The 22311-nt window shown below is 73.5% G+C and carries 16 protein-coding genes, 1 tRNA gene, 1 pseudogene and 1 CRISPR repeat array (1 of these 19 cut by a window edge); of the genes and pseudogenes, 12 read left to right on the top strand and 6 right to left on the bottom strand.

Going from position 1 to position 22311, the window contains the following annotated elements:
- Positions 1-241: direct repeats of the CRISPR family, unit length 29 nt; unit sequence CTGCTCCCCGCGCGTGCGGGGATGGACCC; it reaches 2534 nt to the left of the window's first position.
- 329 nt (positions 242-570) lie between these two features.
- From ACQYWQ_RS13545 to ACQYWQ_RS13530, 4 genes are all read left to right on the top strand, one after another.
- Entirely contained in the window at positions 571-774 is a 204-nt protein-coding gene (locus ACQYWQ_RS13545; protein ID WP_431034807.1) for a hypothetical protein, read from the top strand.
- Between the two features lie 107 nt (positions 775-881).
- Positions 882-2285 (top strand): cysteine--tRNA ligase, encoded by a 1404-nt coding sequence (gene cysS / locus ACQYWQ_RS13540; protein WP_431034805.1) that lies wholly within the window; start codon positions 882-884, stop codon positions 2283-2285.
- 128 nt (positions 2286-2413) lie between these two features.
- Positions 2414-3358 carry a 23S rRNA (guanosine(2251)-2'-O)-methyltransferase RlmB gene (gene rlmB, locus ACQYWQ_RS13535; protein WP_431034803.1) on the top strand — a complete coding sequence of 315 codons (945 nt, stop codon included), beginning with the start codon at positions 2414-2416 and terminating at the stop codon, positions 3356-3358.
- 215 nt (positions 3359-3573) lie between these two features.
- Complete coding sequence (locus ACQYWQ_RS13530; protein ID WP_431039179.1) at positions 3574-5163, top strand: DoxX family protein; 1590 nt, start codon at positions 3574-3576, stop codon at positions 5161-5163.
- Between the two features lie 648 nt (positions 5164-5811).
- On the opposite strand, the gene ACQYWQ_RS13525 is transcribed toward ACQYWQ_RS13530, so the two are convergent.
- The 4 genes from ACQYWQ_RS13525 to ACQYWQ_RS13510 all read right to left on the bottom strand — a co-directional run bounded on the left by ACQYWQ_RS13525 (position 5812) and on the right by ACQYWQ_RS13510 (position 9092).
- A complete protein-coding gene (locus tag ACQYWQ_RS13525; protein ID WP_431034801.1) occupies positions 5812-6318 on the bottom strand; it encodes a GNAT family N-acetyltransferase in 507 nt (168 codons plus the stop codon).
- Positions 6315-7094: a nucleotidyltransferase family protein gene (locus tag ACQYWQ_RS13520; protein ID WP_431034799.1), complete on the bottom strand. Its 780-nt coding sequence runs from the start codon at positions 7092-7094 to the stop codon at positions 6315-6317. Before ACQYWQ_RS13520 ends, ACQYWQ_RS13525 begins: the two co-directional genes overlap by 4 nt.
- A gap of 185 nt (positions 7095-7279) precedes the next feature.
- Positions 7280-7714: a hypothetical protein gene (locus tag ACQYWQ_RS13515; protein ID WP_431034797.1), complete on the bottom strand. Its 435-nt coding sequence runs from the start codon at positions 7712-7714 to the stop codon at positions 7280-7282.
- A gap of 256 nt (positions 7715-7970) precedes the next feature.
- The gene (locus tag ACQYWQ_RS13510) at positions 7971-9092 is read right to left on the bottom strand and encodes an ABC transporter ATP-binding protein (RefSeq protein WP_431034795.1); all 1122 of its coding nucleotides are present in this window, start codon (positions 9090-9092) and stop codon (positions 7971-7973) included.
- Positions 9093-9702: 610 nt separating this feature from the next.
- Between ACQYWQ_RS13510 and ACQYWQ_RS13505 the strand changes: the two genes are divergently transcribed.
- From ACQYWQ_RS13505 to ACQYWQ_RS13495, 3 genes are all read left to right on the top strand, one after another.
- Positions 9703-10659: a hypothetical protein gene (locus tag ACQYWQ_RS13505; protein WP_431034793.1), complete on the top strand. Its 957-nt coding sequence runs from the start codon at positions 9703-9705 to the stop codon at positions 10657-10659.
- 108 nt (positions 10660-10767) lie between these two features.
- The gene (locus tag ACQYWQ_RS13500; RefSeq protein ID WP_431034791.1) at positions 10768-11466 is read left to right on the top strand and encodes a hypothetical protein; all 699 of its coding nucleotides are present in this window, start codon (positions 10768-10770) and stop codon (positions 11464-11466) included.
- On the top strand, positions 11450-12373 hold the full coding sequence (locus ACQYWQ_RS13495; protein WP_431034789.1) for an inositol monophosphatase family protein: 924 nt from the start codon (positions 11450-11452) through the stop codon (positions 12371-12373). Before ACQYWQ_RS13500 ends, ACQYWQ_RS13495 begins: the two co-directional genes overlap by 17 nt.
- An 83-nt stretch (positions 12374-12456) precedes the next feature.
- Here the strand turns inward: ACQYWQ_RS13495 and ACQYWQ_RS13490 are convergent, their stop codons facing one another.
- Positions 12457-13620 carry an SLC13 family permease gene (locus ACQYWQ_RS13490; protein ID WP_431039178.1) on the bottom strand — a complete coding sequence of 388 codons (1164 nt, stop codon included), beginning with the start codon at positions 13618-13620 and terminating at the stop codon, positions 12457-12459.
- Positions 13621-13975: 355 nt separating this feature from the next.
- Here ACQYWQ_RS13490 and ACQYWQ_RS13485 point away from each other — a divergent pair, with 355 nt between their 5' ends.
- From ACQYWQ_RS13485 to ACQYWQ_RS13475, 3 genes and pseudogenes are all read left to right on the top strand, one after another.
- Positions 13976-20071, top strand: a complete 6096-nt coding sequence (locus tag ACQYWQ_RS13485) for a TIR domain-containing protein (RefSeq protein WP_431034787.1) — start codon at positions 13976-13978, stop codon at positions 20069-20071.
- A 166-nt stretch (positions 20072-20237) separates the two neighbouring features.
- A pseudogene (locus tag ACQYWQ_RS13480) lies at positions 20238-20393 on the top strand (cytochrome P450); the annotation flags it as partial.
- Between the two features lie 464 nt (positions 20394-20857).
- The gene (locus ACQYWQ_RS13475) at positions 20858-21082 is read left to right on the top strand and encodes a hypothetical protein (protein WP_431034785.1); all 225 of its coding nucleotides are present in this window, start codon (positions 20858-20860) and stop codon (positions 21080-21082) included.
- Between the two features lie 233 nt (positions 21083-21315).
- Here the strand turns inward: ACQYWQ_RS13475 and ACQYWQ_RS13470 are convergent.
- Positions 21316-21389 (bottom strand) — tRNA-Thr (locus ACQYWQ_RS13470).
- A gap of 196 nt (positions 21390-21585) precedes the next feature.
- Here ACQYWQ_RS13470 and ACQYWQ_RS13465 point away from each other — a divergent pair.
- Entirely contained in the window at positions 21586-21915 is a 330-nt protein-coding gene (locus ACQYWQ_RS13465) for a hypothetical protein (RefSeq protein ID WP_431034783.1), read from the top strand.
- Positions 21916-21968: 53 nt separating this feature from the next.
- Positions 21969-22277 (top strand): pore-forming ESAT-6 family protein, encoded by a 309-nt coding sequence (locus ACQYWQ_RS13460; protein ID WP_431034781.1) that lies wholly within the window; start codon positions 21969-21971, stop codon positions 22275-22277.
- Positions 22278-22311: the final 34 nt, after the last annotated feature.

Genomic DNA, 22311 nt, shown 5'->3' with positions numbered 1-22311 from the left:
GTGCCGTACTTCGCGACCGACGCGGCCTTCTGCTCCCCGCGCGTGCGGGGATGGACCTCGTCGTCTCGGCGATCAAGGCCACGGCCAAGGCTGCTCCCCGCGCGTGCGGGGATGGACCCCCGGCGCGGACCCGGGTTGTGCGGTCGCTGAGCTGCTCCCCGCGCATGCGGGGATGGACCCTCGCTCCCCTCACCTCCACCCCCGCCGGGGGCCTGCTCCCCGCGCCTGCGGAGACGGCCCCCGGTGCGGGCCGTTTTCTGATTGATCAGAATCCTGCTCCTCGCCCACGCATGGCCCCCGCCCCCACACATCACGTCCCGCCCCCCCACTACCCCCCCATGCCCATCACCCTTCTCAGCGGCCCCTCCGGCGCCGGTAAAGCCACCGTCGCCCGCATCGTCGCCGATCGCGGGCCCGCGCCCAGCGTGCATCCGCACACCGATGACTTCTACGCGGCGATCGAGCAGGGGGCCGTCGCCCCGTACCTGCCGGAGGCGGCGGCGCAGAACCGAATCGTCACCGGGGTCATCGCGCGGGCCGCCGCCGGGTATGCCGCCGGGGGTCGGGCTCGTGTACGTCGTGCCGCGGCCCGTACGGGAGAGCGTGCTCGACCGGGGGACCTCCCGCGCCGCGCACCCGCCCACCGAGCGCCGCGTGCTCGGCGAGATGTACGAGGGCTTCGCCGGCCTCGGCCCGTACGAGGCGCCTGGACTCGACTCCACGGGCCTCACCCCCGACGAGACGGCCGACGCCGTTCTCGGAGGGCGCGCCTGAGTCCCGTACCCCCACCGGCGGCCCGACCGCCTCCCCTCGGCCCGCGCCCAAGGAACCCCCCGCCGCCCGCGCCCCAGCACCGCCCCGCTCCGACTACCCTGGACCCCGTGACTATTCGGCTGTACGACACCCGCGCCCGGCAGATCCGTGACTTCTCCCCGCTCGTGCCGGGCTGTGTCTCGATCTACCTCTGTGGTGCGACCGTGCAGGGCGCTCCGCACATCGGGCACATCCGGTCCGGGCTCGATTTCGACATCATGCGGCGGTGGTTCGCTTACCGCGGCTACGAGGTCACTTTCGTGCGGAACGTGACCGATATCGATGACAAGATCATCAAGAAGGCCGCCGAGCAGGGCCGGCCCTGGTGGGCGATCGGGTACGAGAACGAGCGCGCGTTCAACGCCGCGTACGACGCGCTCGGCTGCCTGCCGCCCACGTACGAGCCCCGCGCGACCGGGCACATCACCGAGATGATCGAGATGATGCGCACCCTGATCGCGCGCGGGCACGCGTACGAGTCGGGCGGCAACGTCTACTTCGACGTGCGGTCCTTTCCCGGTTACCTGGAGCTGTCGCACCAGGAGCTGGACAACCTGCTCCAGCCCTCCGGCGAGGGCGAGACCGGCAAGCGGGACGCGCGTGACTTCGCCATGTGGAAGGCCGCCAAGCCCGGGGAGCCCAGCTGGGAGACCCCCTGGGGCCGCGGCCGCCCCGGCTGGCACCTGGAGTGCTCCGCGATGGCGCACAAGTACCTCGGCCCCGGCTTCGACGTGCACGGCGGCGGGCTCGACCTGATCTTCCCGCACCACGAGAACGAGATCGCCCAGTCGAAGGCGTACGGCGACGAGTTCGCCGAGTACTGGGTGCACAACGCCTGGGTCACCATGAGCGGCGAGAAGATGTCGAAGTCGCTCGGCAACTCGGTCCTCGTGGGCGAGATGGTCAAGCGGTGGCGCCCGGTCGTGCTGCGCTACTACCTGGCGACCCCGCACTACCGCTCGATGATCGAGTACAGCGAGGAGGCCGTCGCCGAGGCCGAGTCCGCCTTCGGCCGGATCGAGGGCTTCGTGCAGCGCGTCACCGAGCTGGCCGGGGGCGAGGTCGCGCCCGCCGCCGAGGTGCCGCCCGCCTTCGCCGAGGCGATGGACGACGACCTCGGTGTGCCGCAGGCCGTCGCCGTGCTGCACACGACGGTGCGGCAGGGCAACAGTGCGCTGGCCGCCGACGACAAGGAGGCGGCCGTCGCACGGCTCGCGGAGGTACGGGCCATGCTCGGCGTCCTCGGGCTCGACCCGCGGAGCCCGCAGTGGGCCACGGCGGGCGGCGAACAGGCCGAGGACCTGCACGGCGTCGTCGACACGCTCGTACGGCTCGTGCTCCAGCAGCGCGAGGACGCGCGTGCCCGCAAGGACTGGCCGGCCGCAGACGCGATCCGCGACCGGCTCGCGCAGTCCGGGCTCGCGATCGAGGACAGTCCGCAGGGACCGCGCTGGACGCTCGGCCCCCGCTGACCCCCTGCCGGGCCCGCGATTCGGGGCGGGCCCGGCACTTTCCGTACCCTGGACGGTGCGCCCCCGTACGCACACGGGCGCGCACCGCCCCAGGGACCCCCGCAGCACCAGCAGAAACAGGTAGAACGATGGCCGCGAACAACCGACGCATGTCCGGCAAGAAGGGCGCGCAGATCGGCAGCGGCGGCAAGCGCCGGCGCGGCCTCGAAGGCAAGGGCCCGACGCCGCCCGCCGAGGCGCGCAAGGGGCACGTGAAGAACCGCCTCGCCAACGCGAAGGCGAAGCAGACGCAGCGCCGTACCGCCGCGAAGAGCCGCGGCAAGTCGAGCAGCGAGCTGGTCGTGGGCCGCAACCCGGTCTTCGAGGCGCTGCGCGACGGTGTCCCCGCGACCGCGCTGTACGTGCAGCAGTTCATCGACAACGACGAGCGCGTGCGCGACGCGCTCAAGCTCGCGGCCGACCGCGGCGGCATCCACCTCATGGAGGCCCCGCGCCCCGAGCTGGACCGCATGACGAACGGGCTCAACCACCAGGGGCTCGTGCTCCAGGTCCCGCCGTACGAGTACGCGCACCCGGAGGACCTTCCCGCCGCGGCGTACGACGAGGGCGACGAGCCGCTGATCGTCGCGCTCGACGGCGTGACCGACCCGCGCAACCTCGGCGCGATCGTCCGCTCCGTCTCGGCCTTCGGCGGCCACGGCGTCGTCGTCCCGGAGCGCCGCGCGGCGGGCATGACGGCGGGCGCGTGGAAGTCCTCGGCGGGCACCGCGGCGCGTACGCCGGTCGCGCGGGTCACGAACCTGACGCGCGCCCTGGAGGCGTACAAGAAGGCGGGGATCACGGTCGTCGGCCTCGCGGCGGACGGCGAGCACACGGTCGGCGAACTCGCCGCGCTCGAAGGCCCGGTCGTGATCGTCATCGGCTCCGAGGGCAAGGGCCTCTCCCGCCTCGTCGGCGAGACGTGCGACTACCGCGTCTCGATCCCGATGCCGGGCGGCGCGGAATCCCTCAACGCGGGCGTCGCCGCGGGCATCGTGATGTACGAGGCGGCCGCCCGGCGGGCCCGGCGGTAGACCGGGCCCCGGGGCGGGGTCCCGCGGGAAGCGCGGCGGGCCGCGCGCCCGCGGCCTCGGCCGTGGTGCGGGCTTGACGGGGTCCGGACAGATCGGCGGTGTCAAGGCAGTGTCCAAAGCGGGCATCACTCGGTTAGATGAGTGTGGACACAAGAACACCCCGCAATCCCACCGGGGGAACCTCGACGGGATTCGATGAGACACCCGTGCTCGCGATGGTCAAGGTGGCCAGCGATCCGGCGCAGGTGATCGTCAATCACGCGAGTTTCCGTGTGCAGCTCCCCTCCACCGCCAGGGCCTCTTCGCGCGTGGCCGCCGCGCGGTCCGCCGTCCCGCGGCGCGAGCCCGTCGTGGGGACGGGGGCGGCGGCGCGGCGCAAGCCCGTGGTGTGGAACGGCAGTTCAGGGCCAGGGGACAGCGCGGCGACGGGTCTGCTCGAAGCCGTGCGGACGAGCGGCATCCGGCACGGTGAGGCGCCGCGCGGGCCCGAGGAGACCGGCGAGGCGACGCAGGCGATCCCCGCGTACGGCGCGGACGAGACGCGGGCCTTCGGCGCGCCGGGGCTCGCCGAGACGCAGGCGCTCTCCGCGGCCGGGGGGCCGGGCGCGCCGCTGCTGCCCAGGATGCGTGGCTCCGGGAGCGCGTTCGACGAGGAGGGGGCGCGGTACGGGGGCGTGCCGACGGGGGAGCTGCCGCTGGTCGGTGACCGGCCACGTACCGGCGGCCGCAAGGACAACGCGCGGCACGGGTACTACCCGGGCCGCCGTCTGAACCTCGGCGTCGTCCTCCTTCCGCTGCGTGTCTTCCTCGGGCTCATCTCCGTCTACGCGGGCATGGGGAAGCTGTGCGATCCCGTGTACTTCGACGGGGGCGAGCGCGGCTCGATGGTGAAGTGGCTGACGTCGCTGCACCCTTGGGCGCTCGCCGAGCCGCTGCGCGACTTCGCGCTCTCGCACCCGGTCGGGGCCGGGCTCTCCGTCGCGTTCCTCCAGATCATCGCCGGGGTGCTCACGATCCTCGGCCTGTGGCAGCGGCTCGCGGCCGCGACCGGTGTCGCGCTCTCGGCGGCGCTGCTCGTCACGGTGACCTGGCGGACCGTACCGGCGTACGACGCGCCCGACTTCATCTACCTCGCCGCCTGGAGCCCGCTCGTCATCGCGGGCGCTCCCGTCTACTCGGTCGACGCGCGGCTCGCCTCGGGTGCCTGGCGGGCGCTCGGGCCGCGCGCGACACTCGCGGCGCTGCGGGGGCGGGTGTTGCGGCGCGGCTCCGTGCTCGCCTTCGTCGTGATCGGGTGCACGCTGCTCGTCGGGGCGATGCTCGGCGCTGCCGTACGGGACGCGGATCGCATCACGGCCCCCGGGCCGGGCGAGCAGCCCCGTAACGAGCTGCCCGGTTCGCCGTTCCCGCGCGATTCCGCGAGCCGCGGGCCGAGCCCCTCGCCCTCGGCGAAGCCGTCGTCGCCCGCCGCGGCTGCCACCACGGAGCCGGGCGCGCCCGCCTCGGCGCCCGCGCGGTCGACCGACGGTGAGCAGGGCGGTACGGCGGAGCGGACGCCGGAGCAGAGCGAGGGCGGTACGAGTCCGGGGGACACCCCGCAGGCCCCGCCCGCGCCTCCGCAGCAGGCGCCGCAGCAGGAGGCCCCCTCGTCCACGGGAGGCGGCGGCCCGGCTTCGGGCTCCGGCGGCGGCACCCAGGGTTCGGCCCCGGCCGACTCGGCCCCGCAGAGCGGTGGTTCGGGCGAGGGCGACGGCGGCGACGACGGGAGCGGGGGTGGTCAGGGACTCGGCGGCCTCTTCGGCTAGCGGCGGGCCGGCGACGTACCGGCCCGCCCGAACGAGACCCGGCCACCTCCACCTCCGGTGGGTGCGGCAGACGAGAGGGACCCACCCCGAGCGGGGGTGGGTCCCTCTCGCGATTCCCCGGCGCGGGTCGCCGCGCGGTCATGGACGCGCGGAGCGGCGAAGGGCCGGGGCTGCGGCCCACCGCTCCGCAGGGCCGCCACCGCGATGTGGGGGAAGCCGTGTCCTGAGGCTGCCGAGGCCGCTGGGCTGGAAGGCGATCTTCTTCGGCTTCCTCGGAGGAGCGATGAGGGACGGGCGGTGGGCTGCCAGGATGCGCCGAGTCGCGGTCCGGCTCGTGCGCGGTGCGGTGGCGGAGACGGTGGCCACGCTCGGCGGGATCACCCGCCTCCGCCGCGACCGAGAACTTCCACGTCAGGTACGAGAGCCGGTCCTGCGGTGACGCCTGCGGGATCGCGCAGGAAACCGTCGAGGAGACGGGGCCCCTGACTGAGTTCCGACGGCCGCGTGTGCGTCCAGGCGGGGGCCTACGGCGGTGACTCTTCGGCAGTTGGGGAGGGGGACCCCCGGCAGAGCGTCTGGGTGCGAGACCTGTGGCGCCGCCCGGGAACGGGCGGCGCCGTACCCCGGCCCGGCCGCTCCGTAAGCCGCTCACAGCTCGCGGCGCATCGCCACGCGCGGCCGGCGGTTCAGGCCCGCGGCTGCCTCGCGGGCGCGGATCTGGCGCAGGTCGGGGGTGAGCTGGGGGTCCGGGACCGGCGCGAAGCCCAGGCGGGTGTAGTACGGGGCGTTCCAGGGGACCTCGGTGAAGGTGGTCAGGGTGAGGGCCGGGAGGCGTTCCGTACGGGCTTGGGCCGCCGCGTGGTCGATCAGGTGGCGGCCGAGGCCTCGGCGGGCGTGGGCGGGGTGGACCGAGACCTGGTCGAGGTGGAGGCCCGCGTCGATGCGGGACGCCAGGAGGTAGGCGGCCAGGGTCCCCTTCGGGGTGGTGGACACCCAGGCCAGGCCCGCTTGTTGGTGGCGGGCGAGGTCCGGCAGCGACGGTGGGGCGTCGTCGGCGATCTCCGGCATGCCGAGGGCGCGGAAGGGCTCGCCCGCCGCGACTTCGATGTCCTGGAGGAGGGGGAGGTCGGCCTCGGTCGCGGGGCGGATCGTCATGCCTCGTAGCCCCGTTCCTCCGCGAGTTCCTTCGCCGCCTCCTTGAGGTCCTTCGCCGTGTCGATCGCGCGCCAGTAGGCGCCCTGCGGGATCGGGTACCCGGCGAGCCGGCGTTCGCGGGCGAGGCGGGGGAACGCGGTGCGCTCGTGGTCGCCGCGCTCGGGGAGCAGGCTCGTGAAGGCGGGGGAGAGGACGTAGACGCCCGCGTTGACCGAGTACGGGGACGGCGGGGCCTCGATGAAGTCGCTGATGTGGCCGAAGGTGTCCGTCTCGACGACGCCCCACGGCAGGCGCGGGCGCGCGAGTGCCAGCGTGGCGACGGCGGCGCGTTCGGCGTGGAAAGCGGCCATCGCGCGCAGGCCGAAGCGGGTCCAGATGTCGCCGTTCGTCGCGTACCAGGGCTCGTCCGGGTGCGGCAGGTGCGCGGCGGCGAACTTGAGCCCGCCGCCCCTGCCGAGCGGCTCGGGCTCGATCACGGTCTCGACCCGCAGGGGGAGTTCGGTCTGCCGGAGCCAGGTGATCAGCACGTCGGCGAGGTGGCCGCAGGAGATCACGGCATCCGTCACGCCCTCGCGCGCGAGCCAGTCCAGCTGGTGGCCGATGATCGGCACGCCCGTACCGGGGATCTCGACCATCGGCTTGGGCCGGTCGTCGGTGTACGGGCGCAGCCGGGAGCCCTGGCCCCCGGCGAGGATCACGGCCTGGCGGGGCGCCCCGGCCGGCCAGGCGGGCGCGGTGCCCTCGTCCGTGCCCGGGCGCGCGTGCGATTCGCTCATGGCGGCACTTTACGGGGGAGGGGCGGCGCGGGGCCGGGGGCGGTCTCCGGGCCCGGGTGCGCCCCTGCGCCCGTACGGCAGCCGCCGGGGCCCGTGCGGCCGTCGTCGGTCCTCGTAGGACCGTGAGCGGGCCACCCGTCGTCCGGCCCGCCCGTGCCGCTCGCTGTCGCGCGTGCGCCCGGCGCTCAGCCCTGCATCGTCGCGACGCCCGTGGCGTAGGACGTGTCGCAGACCGGGCGGGCGAAGGACTGGGCGCGGTTCGCACCGTAGACGCGGACGGCCGCCTCACCGAGCGAACGCGCCAGCGAGACGCAGTGCTCGGCGAGCGAGGGGCGCTCGTGGATCGCCTGCTGGAGGTGGGTGAGCGCGATGCCGGGGTCCTTCTCCTGGAGTTCGGAGAGGAGCTTGGTGCGCAGCACCTCCTCCGGGGCGCGGTGCTTCTTCTTCGCGTCGGGGCCTGCGGGCGAGGAGGCGTCGGACGCGGAGGCGGTGAGCGTGGACGCGCTCGTCCCCTGGGTCGTCCAGCTGACGTGCGTCACGGCGAGCGTCCCGGAGAGCACCAGGACGACGGGCAGGACGAGGGCGAGCGTTCGGCCGATGCGGCGGGCGGTGTAATTCACGCGGGGAAGCGTAGCGCTCCGTGCTGATATAGCGACATTTAGTCACTCTATCGAGTGAGGTAAATCGGTGTTTCGTGGGTATGGAAGTTGACTTCGCAGGTGGGGGGCGCGTGTTGGCGGACACGGCAGGGCCCCGCCCTCCCGCTGCTGGGGAGGACGGGGCCCGGTGGCGCGTGGTTGCCTCTTCGGCTCGTACGGGCCCGTAATGCACCCGTAGGAGTGAAGGCGGCCGCGTCGGTCGCTCAGGCGTCCGGCGTCAGTCGCTCAGGCGCTCGCCCGTCGAGGTCGCGAAGACGTGGCTCTCACCGGCGCGCGGGACGACGTGGAGGACCTCGCCCTTGGCCGGGACCGCGCGGGAGTTGCCGCGGATGACCAGGTCCTTCGTCTCGCCGCCGATCTCGATCGTGCCGAAGATGAACGCGTCGGCGCCCGTCTCCTCGACGACGTTGACGGTGACGGCGAGGCCGGCCGGGGCGTCCTTCGACAGGCCGCCGCCGGAGCCCTCGGTCTGCACGTCGAAGTGCTCGGGGCGGACACCGACGGTGACGGTCTTGTCACCCTTGTCGGAAGCGGCCTTGAGCGCCTCGCGGTTGACCGGGACGACCGAGTTGCCGAACTTCACGCCGCCGTCCGCGATGGGGACCTCGATGAGGTTCATCGCGGGGGAGCCGATGAAGCCGGCGACGAAGAGGTTCGCGGGCTTGTCGTACATGTTGCGCGGCGAGTCGACCTGCTGGAGCAGACCGTCCTTGAGGACGGCGACGCGGTCGCCCATCGTCATGGCCTCGACCTGGTCGTGCGTGACGTACACGGTCGTGATGCCCAGGCGGCGCTGGAGCGAGGCGATCTGCGTACGGGTCGAGACGCGGAGCTTGGCGTCGAGGTTCGACAGCGGCTCGTCCATGAGGAAGACCTGCGGCTCGCGGACGATGGCGCGGCCCATCGCGACACGCTGGCGCTGACCACCGGAGAGCGCCTTCGGCTTGCGGTCGAGGTACTCGCTCAGGTCGAGGATCTTCGCGGCCTCCTCGACCTTCTTGCGGATGTCCGCCTTGTTGACGCCGGCGATCTTGAGCGCGAAGCCCATGTTGTCGGCGACGGTCATGTGCGGGTACAGCGCGTAGTTCTGGAACACCATCGCGATGTCCCGGTCCTTCGGGGGCAGGTGGGTCACGTCGCGGTCGCCGATGCGGATGGCGCCGCCGTTGACGTCCTCCAGGCCCGCGAGCATGCGCAGCGAGGTGGACTTACCACAGCCGGAGGGGCCGACGAGGACGAGGAATTCGCCGTCCTCGATGGCGATGTCGAGCTGGTCGACAGCGGGCTTCGTACCGCCGGGGTAGATGCGGGTCGCCTTGTCGAACGTCACAGTGGCCATTGCGGGCCCCCTTCACCGGCAGGAACGTGCCGGACGATCCGAGTAAAGAGAGAAGAAGTGGTGTAGTCCACACGGGTGAACTGCGGGTGACGCTACCCCGGCGTGTGCGGATTGTCAGTAGTCCAGGTCATGTGATGTTCATCCGTTGCTCCACCTCCCTCCTCCCCCCGGCGTTCCGCTGCCGGGCCGGTCACCGGTCGCCGGGTGCGCGTGCACGCTCCGGAAGGCCGGCGCCACGTTGTGGCCGCCGCAACCGGCCGCGTTCTTCGCCGCGGCGCCGAGTCCGTCCCCGTCATCGAGAGCGGGGATCGGGCGAGGAAGGGGGGAGCGCGCGTGGGGGAGGGGGTGGGCCGGGCGCGCAGGGCCGGGCGGGTACGCCCCGACGACGAGGCCGGGGTGACCGCCGGGGCCTGACCCACGCGGGGCGCGGGGCCCTCCTCGTACGCCGGTGCCCGTGGCTCCGCGCCGGTACCTCCGCGCCCGCGTTTCCTCTCCGGTACCTCCCCTCTCGTCCCCCCCCCGCGCGGCTGAAAAGGCGTTCTGGTGGGCTCGGCGCACCGCACCTACCATCGGTCCGGTCGGGTCGGACGGGGGACGTCGGGGGGACCATGTGGTTGCCGGACCGGGGGAGCAGGGGCGCCTGGAGAGGCTGCTCAACTGGATCGCGCGGAACTTCGAACTGCTCCTCGCGGTGGGTGGCGCCCTCGCCGTCGGCATCATGGACCTCTTCGGGGACTCGATAGGCGAGGACGCCACGGCGAGCGTCACCGTCCTCGTGCTCGGCGCGATGGCAGCGGGCTCACTGCGCCAGCGCCGCCGCGACGAGAACCTCGCCGACGCCGTCCACGACATCCAGCGCGCCTTCGAGGGCATGCAGATGGTCCGCTCCCTCACGGGCAGCGAGATCGGCGCGGAGCTGCGCAAGGCGCGCGAGCGCAGCGACTTCTGGGCCTTCAAGGGCGGTACGGGCACGTATCTGCGTGCCGTGACGCTCCCCGAGTGCGTGGCACGGGCCCGGGGCAACCGCTCCAACCTCACCTTCACGATCGACATCGTCGACCCCGCCCACACGGAGGCCTGCCGCGCCTACGCCCGCTTCCGCCGCTCGTACGCGACGACGGAGGCCGCGTACGACCCGGAGGCGTGGACCGAGGAGCGGACGAGCAAGGAGTCGTACGCCACCGTCCTCGCGGCGGGCTGGCACCTCCAGCGCCTGCCGGGCATGACCGTGCACCTCTATCTCTCGTCCACCGCGCCGACCCTGCGGTTCGACGTCTCGCAGTCCCGGCTGATCATCACGCAGGACGACCGCGCCCGCCCGGGGCTCCTGGTCACCGAGAACCACCCGCTGCACCGCTACTACAGCGTCGAACTCCAGCAGAGCCGCAACCAGGCCCGCAAGATCGAACTCGGCCCGGCGCGCGCGCTCGACAACGACCCGACCAACGACCAGGCGCGGGCCTTCTTCGACGACCTCGGCCTGCCGCTCCCCTCGACCTTCTCGGACCCGGACGTACGGCAGATCGTCGAGAAGGCCCTGCACGCCGAGAACCCGTACCCGATCTGACCCGTACCCGAGCCGATCCGTACCCGACCTGATCCGTACCCGAGCCGACCGTTCCGATCCGCGAGACCCGAGCCGCACCCGATCCGAGAGGCGAGGCCGCACGACGTCATGGACGTGCCCCACGGGATAGACATCGACTACGACGCCCTGCACGCGCTGCTCGACCCGGGTCCGGGCGCGGGGCCGCCCCCGGACCGTACCGCCGCGCGCGCACTCGCCGTCGCCGCGCTGCGGGCCGTCGCCGAGGGGCGCTGGGAGCTGCCGGCGATCCGGCACCCGCTCGGCTTCCTGTGCCTGCCGGTGCTCAGGGACGGTGCGAAGGGGGTGTGCGTGCACCTCTTCGAGAGCGAGGCCGACGAGGGCGGCGGCGGGCCGCTCGTCCACGCCCACAGCTGGGCGCTCATCAGCCTCGTCCTGTTCGGGCGCGTCACGAACCGCTCCGTGCGGGTCGTCGACGATCCGGTGGCGCCGACGCACCGCGTGTACGAGGTGCACAGCGGCCCCGACGGGACGGACGAGGTGCGGCGCACCGGGCGGCTCGTGCGCGGGGAGCCCGACGGCTTCGCGCGCAGCACGAGCGGTGACGTGTACGTCGTCCGGCCCGGCGAGTTCCACGCGACGGTGGTGAGCGAAGGGCGGTCGGCGGCGACGCTCGTGCTCGGCGAGACGCTTCCCGGGCGCAGGGACATGTCCCTGGGGCCCTTGTACGGCGAGGGGCACCGCTCGGTGCGCGAAGTCTGCGACCGGGGAGAGACCGTCTCCGCGGTGCGGGCGGCTCTGAGGAGGATCGATGAAGCGGACGACTGAGGAACAGAGCCCCTACGCGGCCGAGTTGCAGGTCGCCCTCGCGGCGGCCGAGGAGGCCGGGCGGATGCTGCGCGCCCGCTTCGGCGACACGTGGCAGATCGGCGTCAAGGGCGAGGACGGCGACGTCGTCACGGAACTCGACCTCGCGGCGGAGCGGATCGTGCTCGGCAGGCTGCGCGAGGCGTTCCCCGACGACCGGGTGTGGTCGGAGGAGGCGGGGGTGCTCGCGGGCGCGGCGGAGCGTACGTGGCTCGTCGACCCGCTCGACGGGAGCAACAACGTCGCGATCGGGCTGCCGACCTACGCGGTCGGGATCGGCCTGTGCGTCGCGGGGGCGCCCGTGCTGGGCGTCGTCCACGAGCCGCACACGGGGGCCTTGTGGCACGCGGTCCGGGGCGGCGGGGCGTACGGGCGCGGGGGGCGGCTCGGCGAGGGACGGTCCGCGCGGGGCGGCGGGGACCCCGTACCCGCGGCGCGGCCCGCGGCGGCCGCCGAGGCGCTGCCGCCCGACACGCCGGTGCCCGCTTCGGCGCCGCGCCTCGTCGTGGCCTGGACGCAGGGGCACTCGGTGCGGAAGGACGACGTGCTCGCCGAGGCGCTGCGGGTCGCGCTGGAGCGGCGCACGCGCCGCGTGCTCGCGCTGTGGGCGCCGTTGCTCGGGTGGTCGATGCTGGCGCGCGGGACGATCGACGGCTTCGTGGGGTACTGCGCGGAGGCGGTGGACTTCCCGCCGGGCGCGCTGCTCGCGGTCGAGGCGGGCTGCGAGTTCCGTACGCTCGAAGGCGGCCCGTTCCGTATCGGCTTCACCGGGCCCGACACGACGCGCTGCTTCGTCGCGGGGCGCCCCGAGGTCATCGACCGGCTCGTGGCGCTCACGCGGGACGCCGTGGGGGCCTCGGTGGGGTGAGGCGCGTGCGTGCGGGGCGGGTTCGCCCGCGTGCGAAGGGGGCGCCCGCGTACGAGGGGGGTTCGCCTGCGGGCGGGGTGGGTTCAGCTCGTCAGGACGAGGGCGCCCGTGGCCGCCGCCGTGCCGGTGACCGCGAGGACGAACCCCGTCCCGACGAACCGCGCGAGGGGGACCTTGACGCCCGCCGTGCGGCAGCGCTCGAACCACAGGAGCGTCGCGAGCGAGGCCCAAGGGGTCACGAGGGGACCGACGTTGGTGCCGACGAGGAGGGCGAGGAGCTGGTCGCGGTTGCCGTCGGGGACCGCTGCCTCGCCCGCGAGGTAGACCGGCAGGTTGTTGAGCACGTTGGAGAGCCCGGCCCCGACCGAAGCGGACCTGAAGAGGCCGCCGACGCCCTCGCCCGTGCCCATCGCGTGCGTCAACAGGCTGTGCAGGCCGTGGACGTTGACCGTCTCCACGACGAGGAACATGCCCGGCACCATGATCAGCAGGCGCCAGGGCACGAGGGACAGGCGCAGCTCCCCGGGCCTGCGCAGCGCGAAGGCGACGACCACGACGAGCGCGGCGGCGAGCGAGTCCGCCCACAGCGGTACGGGGGCGACCAGGATCGCGACGAGGAGGCCCGCGCAGGCGAGGGCGCACGTGCGGAAGAGCACGGGGTCGGCGGGGCGGGGAGCGGCCGTCGGCACGTAGACGTCGGCGCCGCGCCGCCCCCGCCTCCAGTACATCGCCCACAGGCACACCGCCGTCGCCGCGATCACCGCCGCCTGCGGGGCCCACATCCGGGCCGCGAGGCCGCCCGCTGAGAGGCCCACGCGGTCGGCCGCGAGGAGGTTCGTGAGGTTCGACACCGGGAGCAGGAGGCTCGCGGTGTTGGCCAGCCACACCGTCGTCATCGCGAGCGGCAGGGGGGCGATGCCGACCCGGGCCGCCATCGCGAGCATGACGGGGGTGAGCAGTACGGCCGTCGTGTCGAGGTTGAGGACGAGCGCGGTCGCCGAGGCGAAGAGCACGCAGAGGCCGAACAGGCGTGCGTAACTGCCTCTGCCGACACGGGAGATCCCCCCGGCCAACACGTCGAACACCTGTGCCCTGCCGGTGAGTTCGGCCATGACGATGACGGTCGCGAGGAAGGCCAGGAGCGGTGCCGTGCGCCGTGCGACGTCCCCCGCCGCGTGCGCGGGGAGCGCGCCGGTCGCGAGGAGGACCAGGCCGCACACGAGCAGGGCACAGGCCAGCAGGTCCAAGGGGTGCGGGCGGCGGCGCGGGGGTCTGGGTGTCGGCACGGCGACAGGTTCGCACACGGGCGCGGGGGCGAAGAAGGGTGCGGGGTGCGGGGTGCGGGGGTCGGGTGCGGGGCGGCGCCTCGGCCCGTACGGTCGCGAGTGGTGCGTCTCGGCTCGTACGGTCGCGGGGGTGCGCCCGTGGCTCGTACGGTCGCGGGGGTGCGCCTGCGGTTCTCGTACGGCTGTGCGGATCGGCCCGGCGGTGCGGGGCTCCGTCCCCGTCCGTACCGTGCCCGGCGTCAACTCGTCCCCGTAATCGGGACTTTTGGCCGGTTGTCTACCGGTGGGGGGATACCCGGGTTCCTAGGATGGGCGGATGGTGACGGGCAGCACGGACGCGGCGCAGCGGCAGGCCACTTTCTTCATCAGCTACTCCCCGGCGGACGAGGCCTGGGCCTCGTGGATCGCGTGGACGCTGGAGGAGGCCGGATTCCGCACGGTGATCCAGGCCTGGGACTTCGTCGCCGGCAGCAACTTCATCGACTACATGGACCGTGGCGTGAGCGAGTCCGTCGCGGTCATCGCGGTCCTCTCGCGGAACTACCAGGGCTCGCGGTACGGGCGCATGGAGTGGCAGGCGGCGCTGCGCTCCGAGCCGGACCAGCCCGATCGCAGACTGCTCACGGTGCGCGTGGACGAGGCGCCCGTCGAGGGGCTGCTCGCGACGATCACGTACGTCGACCTCGTCGGCGTCCCGGACGCGCGGACCGCGCGCGGGCTGCTCCTCACGCGGGTCGAACAGGCGCTCGACGGGCATGCGCGCCCAGGGAGCAGCCCGGCCTACCCGGGCGGCGGCACCGTCTCCGCGCCCGTACCCGCCACCGCGCCTGCCACCGTGCCCCCCGCCGTGCCCGCGCAGTCGTGGCGGCAGCCGCTGACCGGGGGCGGGGAGCGGGGCGGGCGGCGGCGGCCGGGCACCGCGCCGCACTACCCGCCCGCCGTGCCGGGCGGCGCGCGCCAGGACGCCGTGAACATCCTGCACCTCGCGGGGCCCGAGTTCGGGCGCGGGCGCGAGCCCGAGGACCTGCTCAGGGACATCCAGGGCGACCTGATCGAGCTGCGCGACACCGGCGCGCCCGCACCCGAACTCGTCCTCGTTTCCGGAGACTTGACCGCCTCCGGCTCCCCGCGCAACTGCGCGCAGGCGCTCGACTTCCTCACCGGGCTGCGTGCTCAGCTGGGCCTGGCCCCAGGCCGCGTGCTCGTCGTCCCCGGCAACCAGGACGTCAGCGACGCCGCCTGCCAGGCGTACTTCCACACCTGCGAGGCCGACGAGATCCGCCCGCAGCCGCCCTACTGGCCCAAGTGGCGCCACTTCAGCAGGCTGTTCGGCGAGCTGTACCAGGGGCTCGACGTCGTCTTCGGCGCCGACCAGCCGTGGACGCTCTTCCCCGTGCCCGAACTGCGCACCGTCGTCGCCGGGTTCAACTCGTCGATCGCGCGCACGCACCGCCTGGAGGACAGGTACGGGATGGTGGGGCGGGCGCAGGCCGCGTGGTTCGCGGAGGCGCTGCGCAGGTACGAGGACGAGGGCTGGCTCAGGGTCGGGCTCGTCCGGCACCCGCTCCTCGCCCCCGCCCGCGCGGGCGCCGACGGGCCCGGACCGCTCCGCGACACCGAGGTCTTCCAGCGGCTCCTCGCGCCGCGGCTCCACGTGCTCCTGCACGGGCCCGGCGGGGACGGGCGGGGCCAGGGGGCCGCCCCCACGCACGGCGAACTCCCTGTCGCCGCACGCTCGCTGCCGCTCTTCGGCGCCGCCGGGCCGGCGCGATTCAGCCTCCTGCGCATCGGCGCGCAGGGCGTCGAGCGGTGGGCACCGCGCACCGACGGCGGCGAGCCGGCCGCCTTCCCCGTGGACTGGCGTGCCGCGCCCCGTTTCCCCGGCACCGCGGAGAACGAGGAGAGCCCCGAGCGGGCCGCGGCGCACTCCGACAACCGCGCCGTCAACGACCCGGGCGCCCAGCTCGCCGAGCGGGTCAAGGACGTCCTGCGCGCCCGCCGCCCCGGGGTGCGCCTGCGCGACGTACGGCCCGTCGCCCCCGAGGACCTGACGCAGATCGTCGCCGCCTGGGACGAGGACGGCGTGGTACGGCTCCTGCGCGTCGCCGTCCAGCCGGGCACCCTCACCGAAGCCGACCTCGACCGCTTCCTCTCCCAGGCGCACGCCGACGACGCGGGCACCGAGGCCGAGATGGTGTACGCGGGCGAGCGGCCCGCGGCGGGGCTGCGCGAGCGCGCCGCGCGCGGCGGGGTGCGGGTGCGCAGCTTCCTGGAGCTGCAAGGGCTCATCGACCTGCGCGAGTACGTCGCCGCACAGACCGCCGAACTCGCCAACGACGGCGCCTACGCACCGGAGTTGTACCTCCCGCAGCGCTACCGCGACGAGATCCGCCCGGGCGACGAGGAAGGCGACGACCTCGTCGAGGAGATGCTCAGGCTGCTGGAGACCGACCAGGGTCGCGTACTCCTCCTCCTCGGCAACTTCGGGCACGGAAAGACGTTCGCCCTACGAGAGTTGGCCCGCCGCATCCCCGAACGCCTCCCGCATCTCGCCCCGTTGCTCATCCCGCTGCGTTCGCTCGACCGCTCGCACAGCCTCGACGGGCTCGTCGCCGCGCACCTCGCCAACCACGGCGTCGACGTCATCGACCTGCGCGCCCTGCGCTACATGCTCCGCCAGGGCCGTGTTGTCCTCCTCTTCGACGGCTTCGACGAACTCGTCAACCGCGTCAGCTACGAGCGCGCCGCCGACCACCTGCACACCCTCCTCAACGCGGCCGTCGACCGCGCCAAGATCGTCATCAGCGGCCGCACCCAGCACTTCCGCTCCCGCGAGCAGGTCCTCACGCCGCTCGGCGAGCAGGTCGGGCTCCTCCCGCAGCGGCGCCTGCTGTCGGTCGAGGGCTTCACGCCCCACCAGATCCGCCGCTACCTCACCAATTACTACGGCGACGACACGATCGCCGCCCGCCGCTACGAACTCCTCCTCAGCATCCAGCAGTTGCTCGACCTGTGCGCCAACCCCCGGCTGCTCAGCTTCGTCGCCGCGCTCGACGAGGAGCAGGTACGGGCCGTGGCACGCTCGGAGGGGACGCTCAGCGCGGCCCGTCTCTACGAGGACGTGTTCAGCACGTGGCTCGGCTTCGAGGAGGAGCGCGGGCAGGGCGGCCCAGGGGCCGCACCCGGCCTGGAGGTGGACCAGCTGTGGGCGGCCGTGACGGCGGTGGCGCTGCGGCTGTGGGAGAGCGGGCGCGGGAGCCTGCGGCTCGACGAGCTGACGGACATCGTCGCCGAGACCTTCGGGCGCGGCAGCGACGGCGTCCTGGGGAGCGGCGCGGACAGCGTGTTCTTCGCGCAGGAGGCGCAGGCCGTGGGCGCGGGCACACTCCTCATCCGCGTCGACGACGGCATCTTCCACTTCATCCACGAATCGGTCATCGAGTGGCTCGTGGCGCGGGAGGCGGCGCGCCGGCTCGGCGAGGGCGACGACGCGCTCCTGAGCAGGCGCGAACTCTCGCCGCTCGCCGTCGAGTTCTTCTGCGACCTGGCCGACTCGGAACGGGTCGCCGCGTGGGTGCGGCGGACGCTGGAGAGCCCGGGGCAAGGAGCGGCGGGGGGCGCCGCGGGCGGGGCGGGCCCCGAGGCGGCGCGGGACACGCCCAGGGACGTGGCCCAGGACGGCGCGCGGGGCGCGGCCCGGGACGGCGCGGGCGCGTCCCGGGGCGCGTCGCCGATCTCCTCGCAGGCCTCGTCGCGGACCGTCCGGCGCGGCTCCCGCCAGGGCACGGGCGCGGCTCGCTCCGGCTCGGGCGCGGGCGCGGCGCGCGGTGCCGGTGCGGGGTCCACCGACGCGGCCCGTACCAACGCCTACCGGATCACGCGCCGCCTCCGCGTCCCCACCGACGCCGACCTGCGCGGCGTGGCCTTCCCCGGCGAGGACCTGTCCGGGCGCGATCTGTCCGGGCTCGACCTCACCGGCGCCAACCTCACCGACGCCCAGCTCACCGGCGCCAACCTGTCCCACGCCGTCCTCCACGGCGCCCGCCTCAGCGGCGCCAGGCTCGACGGCACCGACCTGCGCGAGGCCGACCTCCGGCACGCCGACCTGCGCCGCGCCCGGCTCATCAACGCCGACCTGCGCGGCGCCGGGCTCGCCGAGAGCCGCTGGCGCCGCGCCGTCCTCATCGGCACCGAGGTCGACGAGGAGGCGCGCGGGTCCGTGGAGCTGGCGACCGCGACGATCGCCCCCGGGATGCCCCTGGAGACGGTGTTCCGCCCGGCGGCCGTGAGCGTCCCGTACGGCTTCAGCAGGCAGCAGGGGCGGCTGCCCGAGCCCGTCGCGTACAGCCCCGACGGGGAACTCCTCGCGGCGGGCAGCCAGGACGGCAGCGTCCTGATCTGCGCGCCCGAGAACGGCGAGGCGCTGCGGGTCCTGCACGGCCACACCGACCGCGTCTACGCGATCAAGTTCAGGGACTCCGTCCTCGCGACGGGCAGCGCGGACGGCACCGTACGCCTGTGGGACCCCGTGTCAGGGCGCTGCCGGGCCACGCTCGCCGTGCACGGGGACGGTGTGTGGCCGATCACGCTCAACGCCTCGGGCACGGTGCTCGCCACCGGTGACGGCGACGGCGTGGTACGGCTGTGGGACACCGCGAGCGGCGAGCAACTGCACGCGCTCCCCGGGCACATGGCCCTCATCTACACCACCGTCTTCAGCCCCGACGGGCGCCGGCTCGCCACCGGCGACAAAAGCGGCACCGTACGCGTGTGGGACACGGCGACGGGTCGGCTCCTCGCGAGCCTCGGCCCGCACCAGGGACCGGTGTTCCGCGTCCGGTTCAGCCCGGACGGGGCACTCCTCGCGAGCGCCGACGCGGGCCTCCACGACCACGGGACCGTACGGATCTGGCGCGCGTCCGACCACCGGCTCCTGCACGAGATGCACGGCCACACGGGCCGCGTGTACACGCTCGACTTCCACCCCGAAGGCGACCTCCTCGTGAGCGGGGACACGGCAGGCGGGGTACGCCTGTGGGACCCGCGCACCGGGCTGCCCGGGCCGCCGCTCGAACAGGGCGACGGCGGCGTCTACCAGGTCGTCTTCAACGACGACGGGCGGCACCTCGCCGCCTGCCACGCCACCGGGGCCGTCCGGCTGTGGCAGCTCTCGGTGGGCCACGAGGGGTACGAGGCCGTCGCCGAGCGCTTCCAGCCCACCCCGCACCAGGGCTCCGCCTGGGCCTGCCGCTTCCGCCCCGACGACACGCAGCTCGTCACCGCGGGGGACGACGGCGTCGTACAGATCTGGGACGCGGCGACGGGCCAGGGCAAGCCGATCCTGCGCGGGCACGGGCGCCGCGTCAACGCCGTCGCCTTCGACGCGACGGGCACCCGCCTCGCGAGCGCGAGCAGCGACGGGACGGTCCGCCTGTGGGACGTGCGCACAGGGCAACGCCTGCACGAACTCGTCGGCCGCGGCGACCGGTTGATCTCGGCGGCCTTCAGCCCCGTGGGCACGGTCCTCGCGACGGCGGGCAGCGCGGGGCACGTCTACCTGTGGGACGCGGACGGCGGCACCTTCCTGCGCGAGCTGGACGTCGAGACCGACCGTACGTGGGCGGAGGCCTTCAGCGCGGACGGCGACGACATCGCCACCGCCAACGACGACGACTCGGTGCGCCTGTGGCGCCGTACGACCGGCTCCCACGGCCTCCAGCTCGACGGCCACCAGGGCCGCGTACGGTCCGTCGCCTTCGCGAAGGACGGCGCGTCGATCGCGACGGGCTGCGACGACGGCCACGTACGGCTGTGGGAGACGCGGGGTGGCGCCCTCACCGGGACCCTGGCCGCCCACACCGACCGCGTCTACGCCGTGGCCTTCGGCCCCGACCTCTCCTGGCTCGCGAGCGCGTCGTGGGACGGCACGGCCGTGATCTGGCGCGACGGCGTCGCGCGGCACGTCCTGCGGGAGCACACGGGCAAACTGTGGACGGCGGCCGTGCACCCCTCGCTCCCGCTCCTCGCGACGGCGGGCGACGACCGCGTCATCCGCCTGTGGGACCCCGAAACGGGCACGATGCGGGCCGCCCTGACCGGCCACAGCGGACGCATCTACTCCCTCTCCTTCAGCCCGGACGGGGGCCACTTGGCGAGCGCGGGCGACGACGGCACCGTGCGGCTGTGGCGCGTGGAGGCGGCCGCGACCGGCGAGGCCGCCGTCACGGCGAAGGCCACGCTCGTCGGCGTACAGGGCGGCTGGGCCGCCTTCACGCCCGACGGCGGCTACAAGGCGGAGGGTGAGGTGGGCGGCGAGTTCTGGCACGTGGTCGGCATGACGAGGTTCGCCCCGGGCGAGCTGGACCGGCACTTGCCGGGGGCGCGGAGGCTGGCGCGGGGGGAGGAGCTGTGAGGGGGAGCTGTGACGGGGGTTTCGGGGGAGCTGCGAAGGGGAGCTGTGACGGGGGTTTCGGGGGAGCTGCGACGGGGGCCGGGCGGTCCGAGTGACGGGCCCGCCGTCTTCCGCGGTGCCGGGCCCGAGGATGAGAGGCTGGGGGCATGAGCGAGCCCGCACGCCACGCGACCTGCACCCGGCCCCGGCGCACCACATGCCGGCCGGCGATCCGCCCGAGCACACCCGGCTGCGGAAGCTCGTGACCCGGGCCTTCACCACGGGGGCCGTCGCCGCACTCCGCCCCGCCACCGCCCGGACCACGGACGAACTGCTCGACCAGTGCGGCTCGACCACTGCGCGGCTCGACCACTGCGCGGCTCGACCAGTGCGTGCTGCCGATAAACAGGCTCGACCAGTGCGTGCTGCCGGCAAACAATTCCGTAAGAGGAATGAGGTCTTCGGTGGCGTCGCGAGAGAAAAATGGAACGCCGTCGACGATTTCGATCAGATTCGAGGAGAATCCGCAGGCGCGGGGGTGGCCGCAGGGGACGTTCTCATGGTTTCCCTCAGGCGCCGCGGTGCCTTCGCTGCCGGGAATTCTCGGGATGACGTCGTACGTACTGGAGAGGTTGGATTCGGCCTTGGAGCAGGAGTCGGTGGAAGTGTCGGGTCCGGTACCACAGGGGTTCACCGGATAGGTGCCTGGTAGAAGCGGCGTTAGTAGAAGCAGCGTTATGGGGGCCGATGCGGCGTGCTCGGTGCAGTCGCCGTTGGCCCCCCCGTTCCGGATCGAAAGAGGATGGCGTGCCCCAATTCATCTGGGCAGCGGTGGTGTTTTTCCTGGGGTCGGCAATCGCTCTTGATTACCGTAATCTAGCGATCCGATTCCATGACGTGATCTCTGCCGTTTCGCCCGGCGGTGGTGCGAGTCCGCGTTTCACGCCGGATCATGTGCGAATAATTTTCGCGGTGATCGCGATTGCCTCGGCCGGTACGGCAATCGCCAGGGGGGTTTCGGTGTTCTCGTGATCCCTTGGTCAGGTGATCGTCGTCGCGCCCTGCGGCAGCTTGAGGGTCTGTTCAAGCCAGAGAATCGAAGCAGGGCCGAGCGCCGTGAGAACCGCCGCCGAGCCCGAATCCGGCCGCACTGAGACGGCGACGGAGACCAGGGACACCCGGGCTGCCCGCACGCGGAAGCGGCGGCGCCTCGTCTGAATGACGAAAGCCCAGGTCAGGCGCTGTCTGCCCTGGGCTTTCCGCTGAGCCCCCTGTCGGATTCGAACCGACGACCCACGCTTTACAAGAGCGTTGCTCTGGCCATCTGAGCTAAGGAGGCGGGTGCCAGCAGTGTAACGGAGGGAGGGGGTGGGGTGCGGGGCGGGCGGGCGTCCGGAAGGGGTCGGGGGGCGTTGCGAGGGGGAGGGGGAGAGAGGACGATGGCCGGTGAAGACGTGACGGGGCACGGGGGTGCCGGGCGTGAGCGTGGGCCGTCGTGACGGGCCGGGGCCGGGGGCGCCGGGACAGGGGGAAGCGTGAAGTTCGACATGGGTTCGACGACGCTGGCGTCGCTCATCAAGAGCACGGGCGGCTCAAGTGACGACCTCGGCGCGCTGATTCAGCAGCTCATCGCCGCGGCGCAGCCGCTGGAGGGCAAGTTCAACGGCAACGGCAAGGCGGTCTTCGACGCCTTCAAACAGCACGCCGACGAGATCACCGCCGAGCTGAACGGCTCGCTCTCCTCGATCCTCGGCGGGCAGTCCGGCATGGACTCCGCCTTCGGCACGGGTGACCAGGAGCAGGGGGACAACGCGCACCGGAACATGGGCGCGGCGAACTTCGACGCGGCGCGGTTCCGGGGCTGAGCCCCGCAGTACCGGTCATTTTCGGCCAAGACACCGCACAGGGGGAGCATCGCATGGCAACGCAGGATCGCCGCTCGTACGACACCGGCGCCTCGGGCGAGGTGCAGGGCGGTTTGCAGGGGATCATCGGGCGGCTGGAGACCGTACTCGCCGACCGCGACGGGGCCGTCAAGGCGGCCATGACGGACTACCAGGCCGACGGCGTCTCCGACGAGTACCACGGCAAGGAACTGCGCTGGAACAAGGCGGCGAACGAGGTGCGGGAGATCATCCGCCTCGTGCGCTCCACGCTGGAGGACAACGACGCGACCGCGCACTCCACGCTCGCCAAGGCGCGCTCGGCGGTGGAGAACATCGGCTGACACGAGCGGTCGCCGGCAACTGAGGTCACTGCAA

Origin of the sequence: Streptomyces sp. P6-2-1 (genome assembly GCF_050613165.1) — a bacterium.
Lineage (GTDB): Bacteria > Actinomycetota > Actinomycetes > Streptomycetales > Streptomycetaceae > Streptomyces.
This window is presented reverse-complemented; position numbering and strand designations above follow the sequence as displayed.

Coding starts and splice junctions, on each gene's coding strand:
- ACQYWQ_RS13520 (WP_431034799.1), bottom strand. CDS start 7,094: ATGAGCGAATCGCACGCGCGCCCGGGCACGGACGAGGGCACCGCGCCC.
- ACQYWQ_RS13510 (WP_431034795.1), bottom strand. CDS start 9,092: ATGGCCACTGTGACGTTCGACAAGGCGACCCGCATCTACCCCGGCGGT.
- ACQYWQ_RS13530 (WP_431039179.1), top strand. CDS start 3,574: ATGGTCAAGGTGGCCAGCGATCCGGCGCAGGTGATCGTCAATCACGCG.
- ACQYWQ_RS13495 (WP_431034789.1), top strand. CDS start 11,450: ATGAAGCGGACGACTGAGGAACAGAGCCCCTACGCGGCCGAGTTGCAG.
- ACQYWQ_RS13500 (WP_431034791.1), top strand. CDS start 10,768: ATGGACGTGCCCCACGGGATAGACATCGACTACGACGCCCTGCACGCG.
- ACQYWQ_RS13525 (WP_431034801.1), bottom strand. CDS start 6,318: ATGACGATCCGCCCCGCGACCGAGGCCGACCTCCCCCTCCTCCAGGAC.
- ACQYWQ_RS13460 (WP_431034781.1), top strand. CDS start 21,969: ATGGCAACGCAGGATCGCCGCTCGTACGACACCGGCGCCTCGGGCGAG.
- rlmB (WP_431034803.1), top strand. CDS start 2,414: ATGGCCGCGAACAACCGACGCATGTCCGGCAAGAAGGGCGCGCAGATC.
- ACQYWQ_RS13485 (WP_431034787.1), top strand. CDS start 13,976: ATGGTGACGGGCAGCACGGACGCGGCGCAGCGGCAGGCCACTTTCTTC.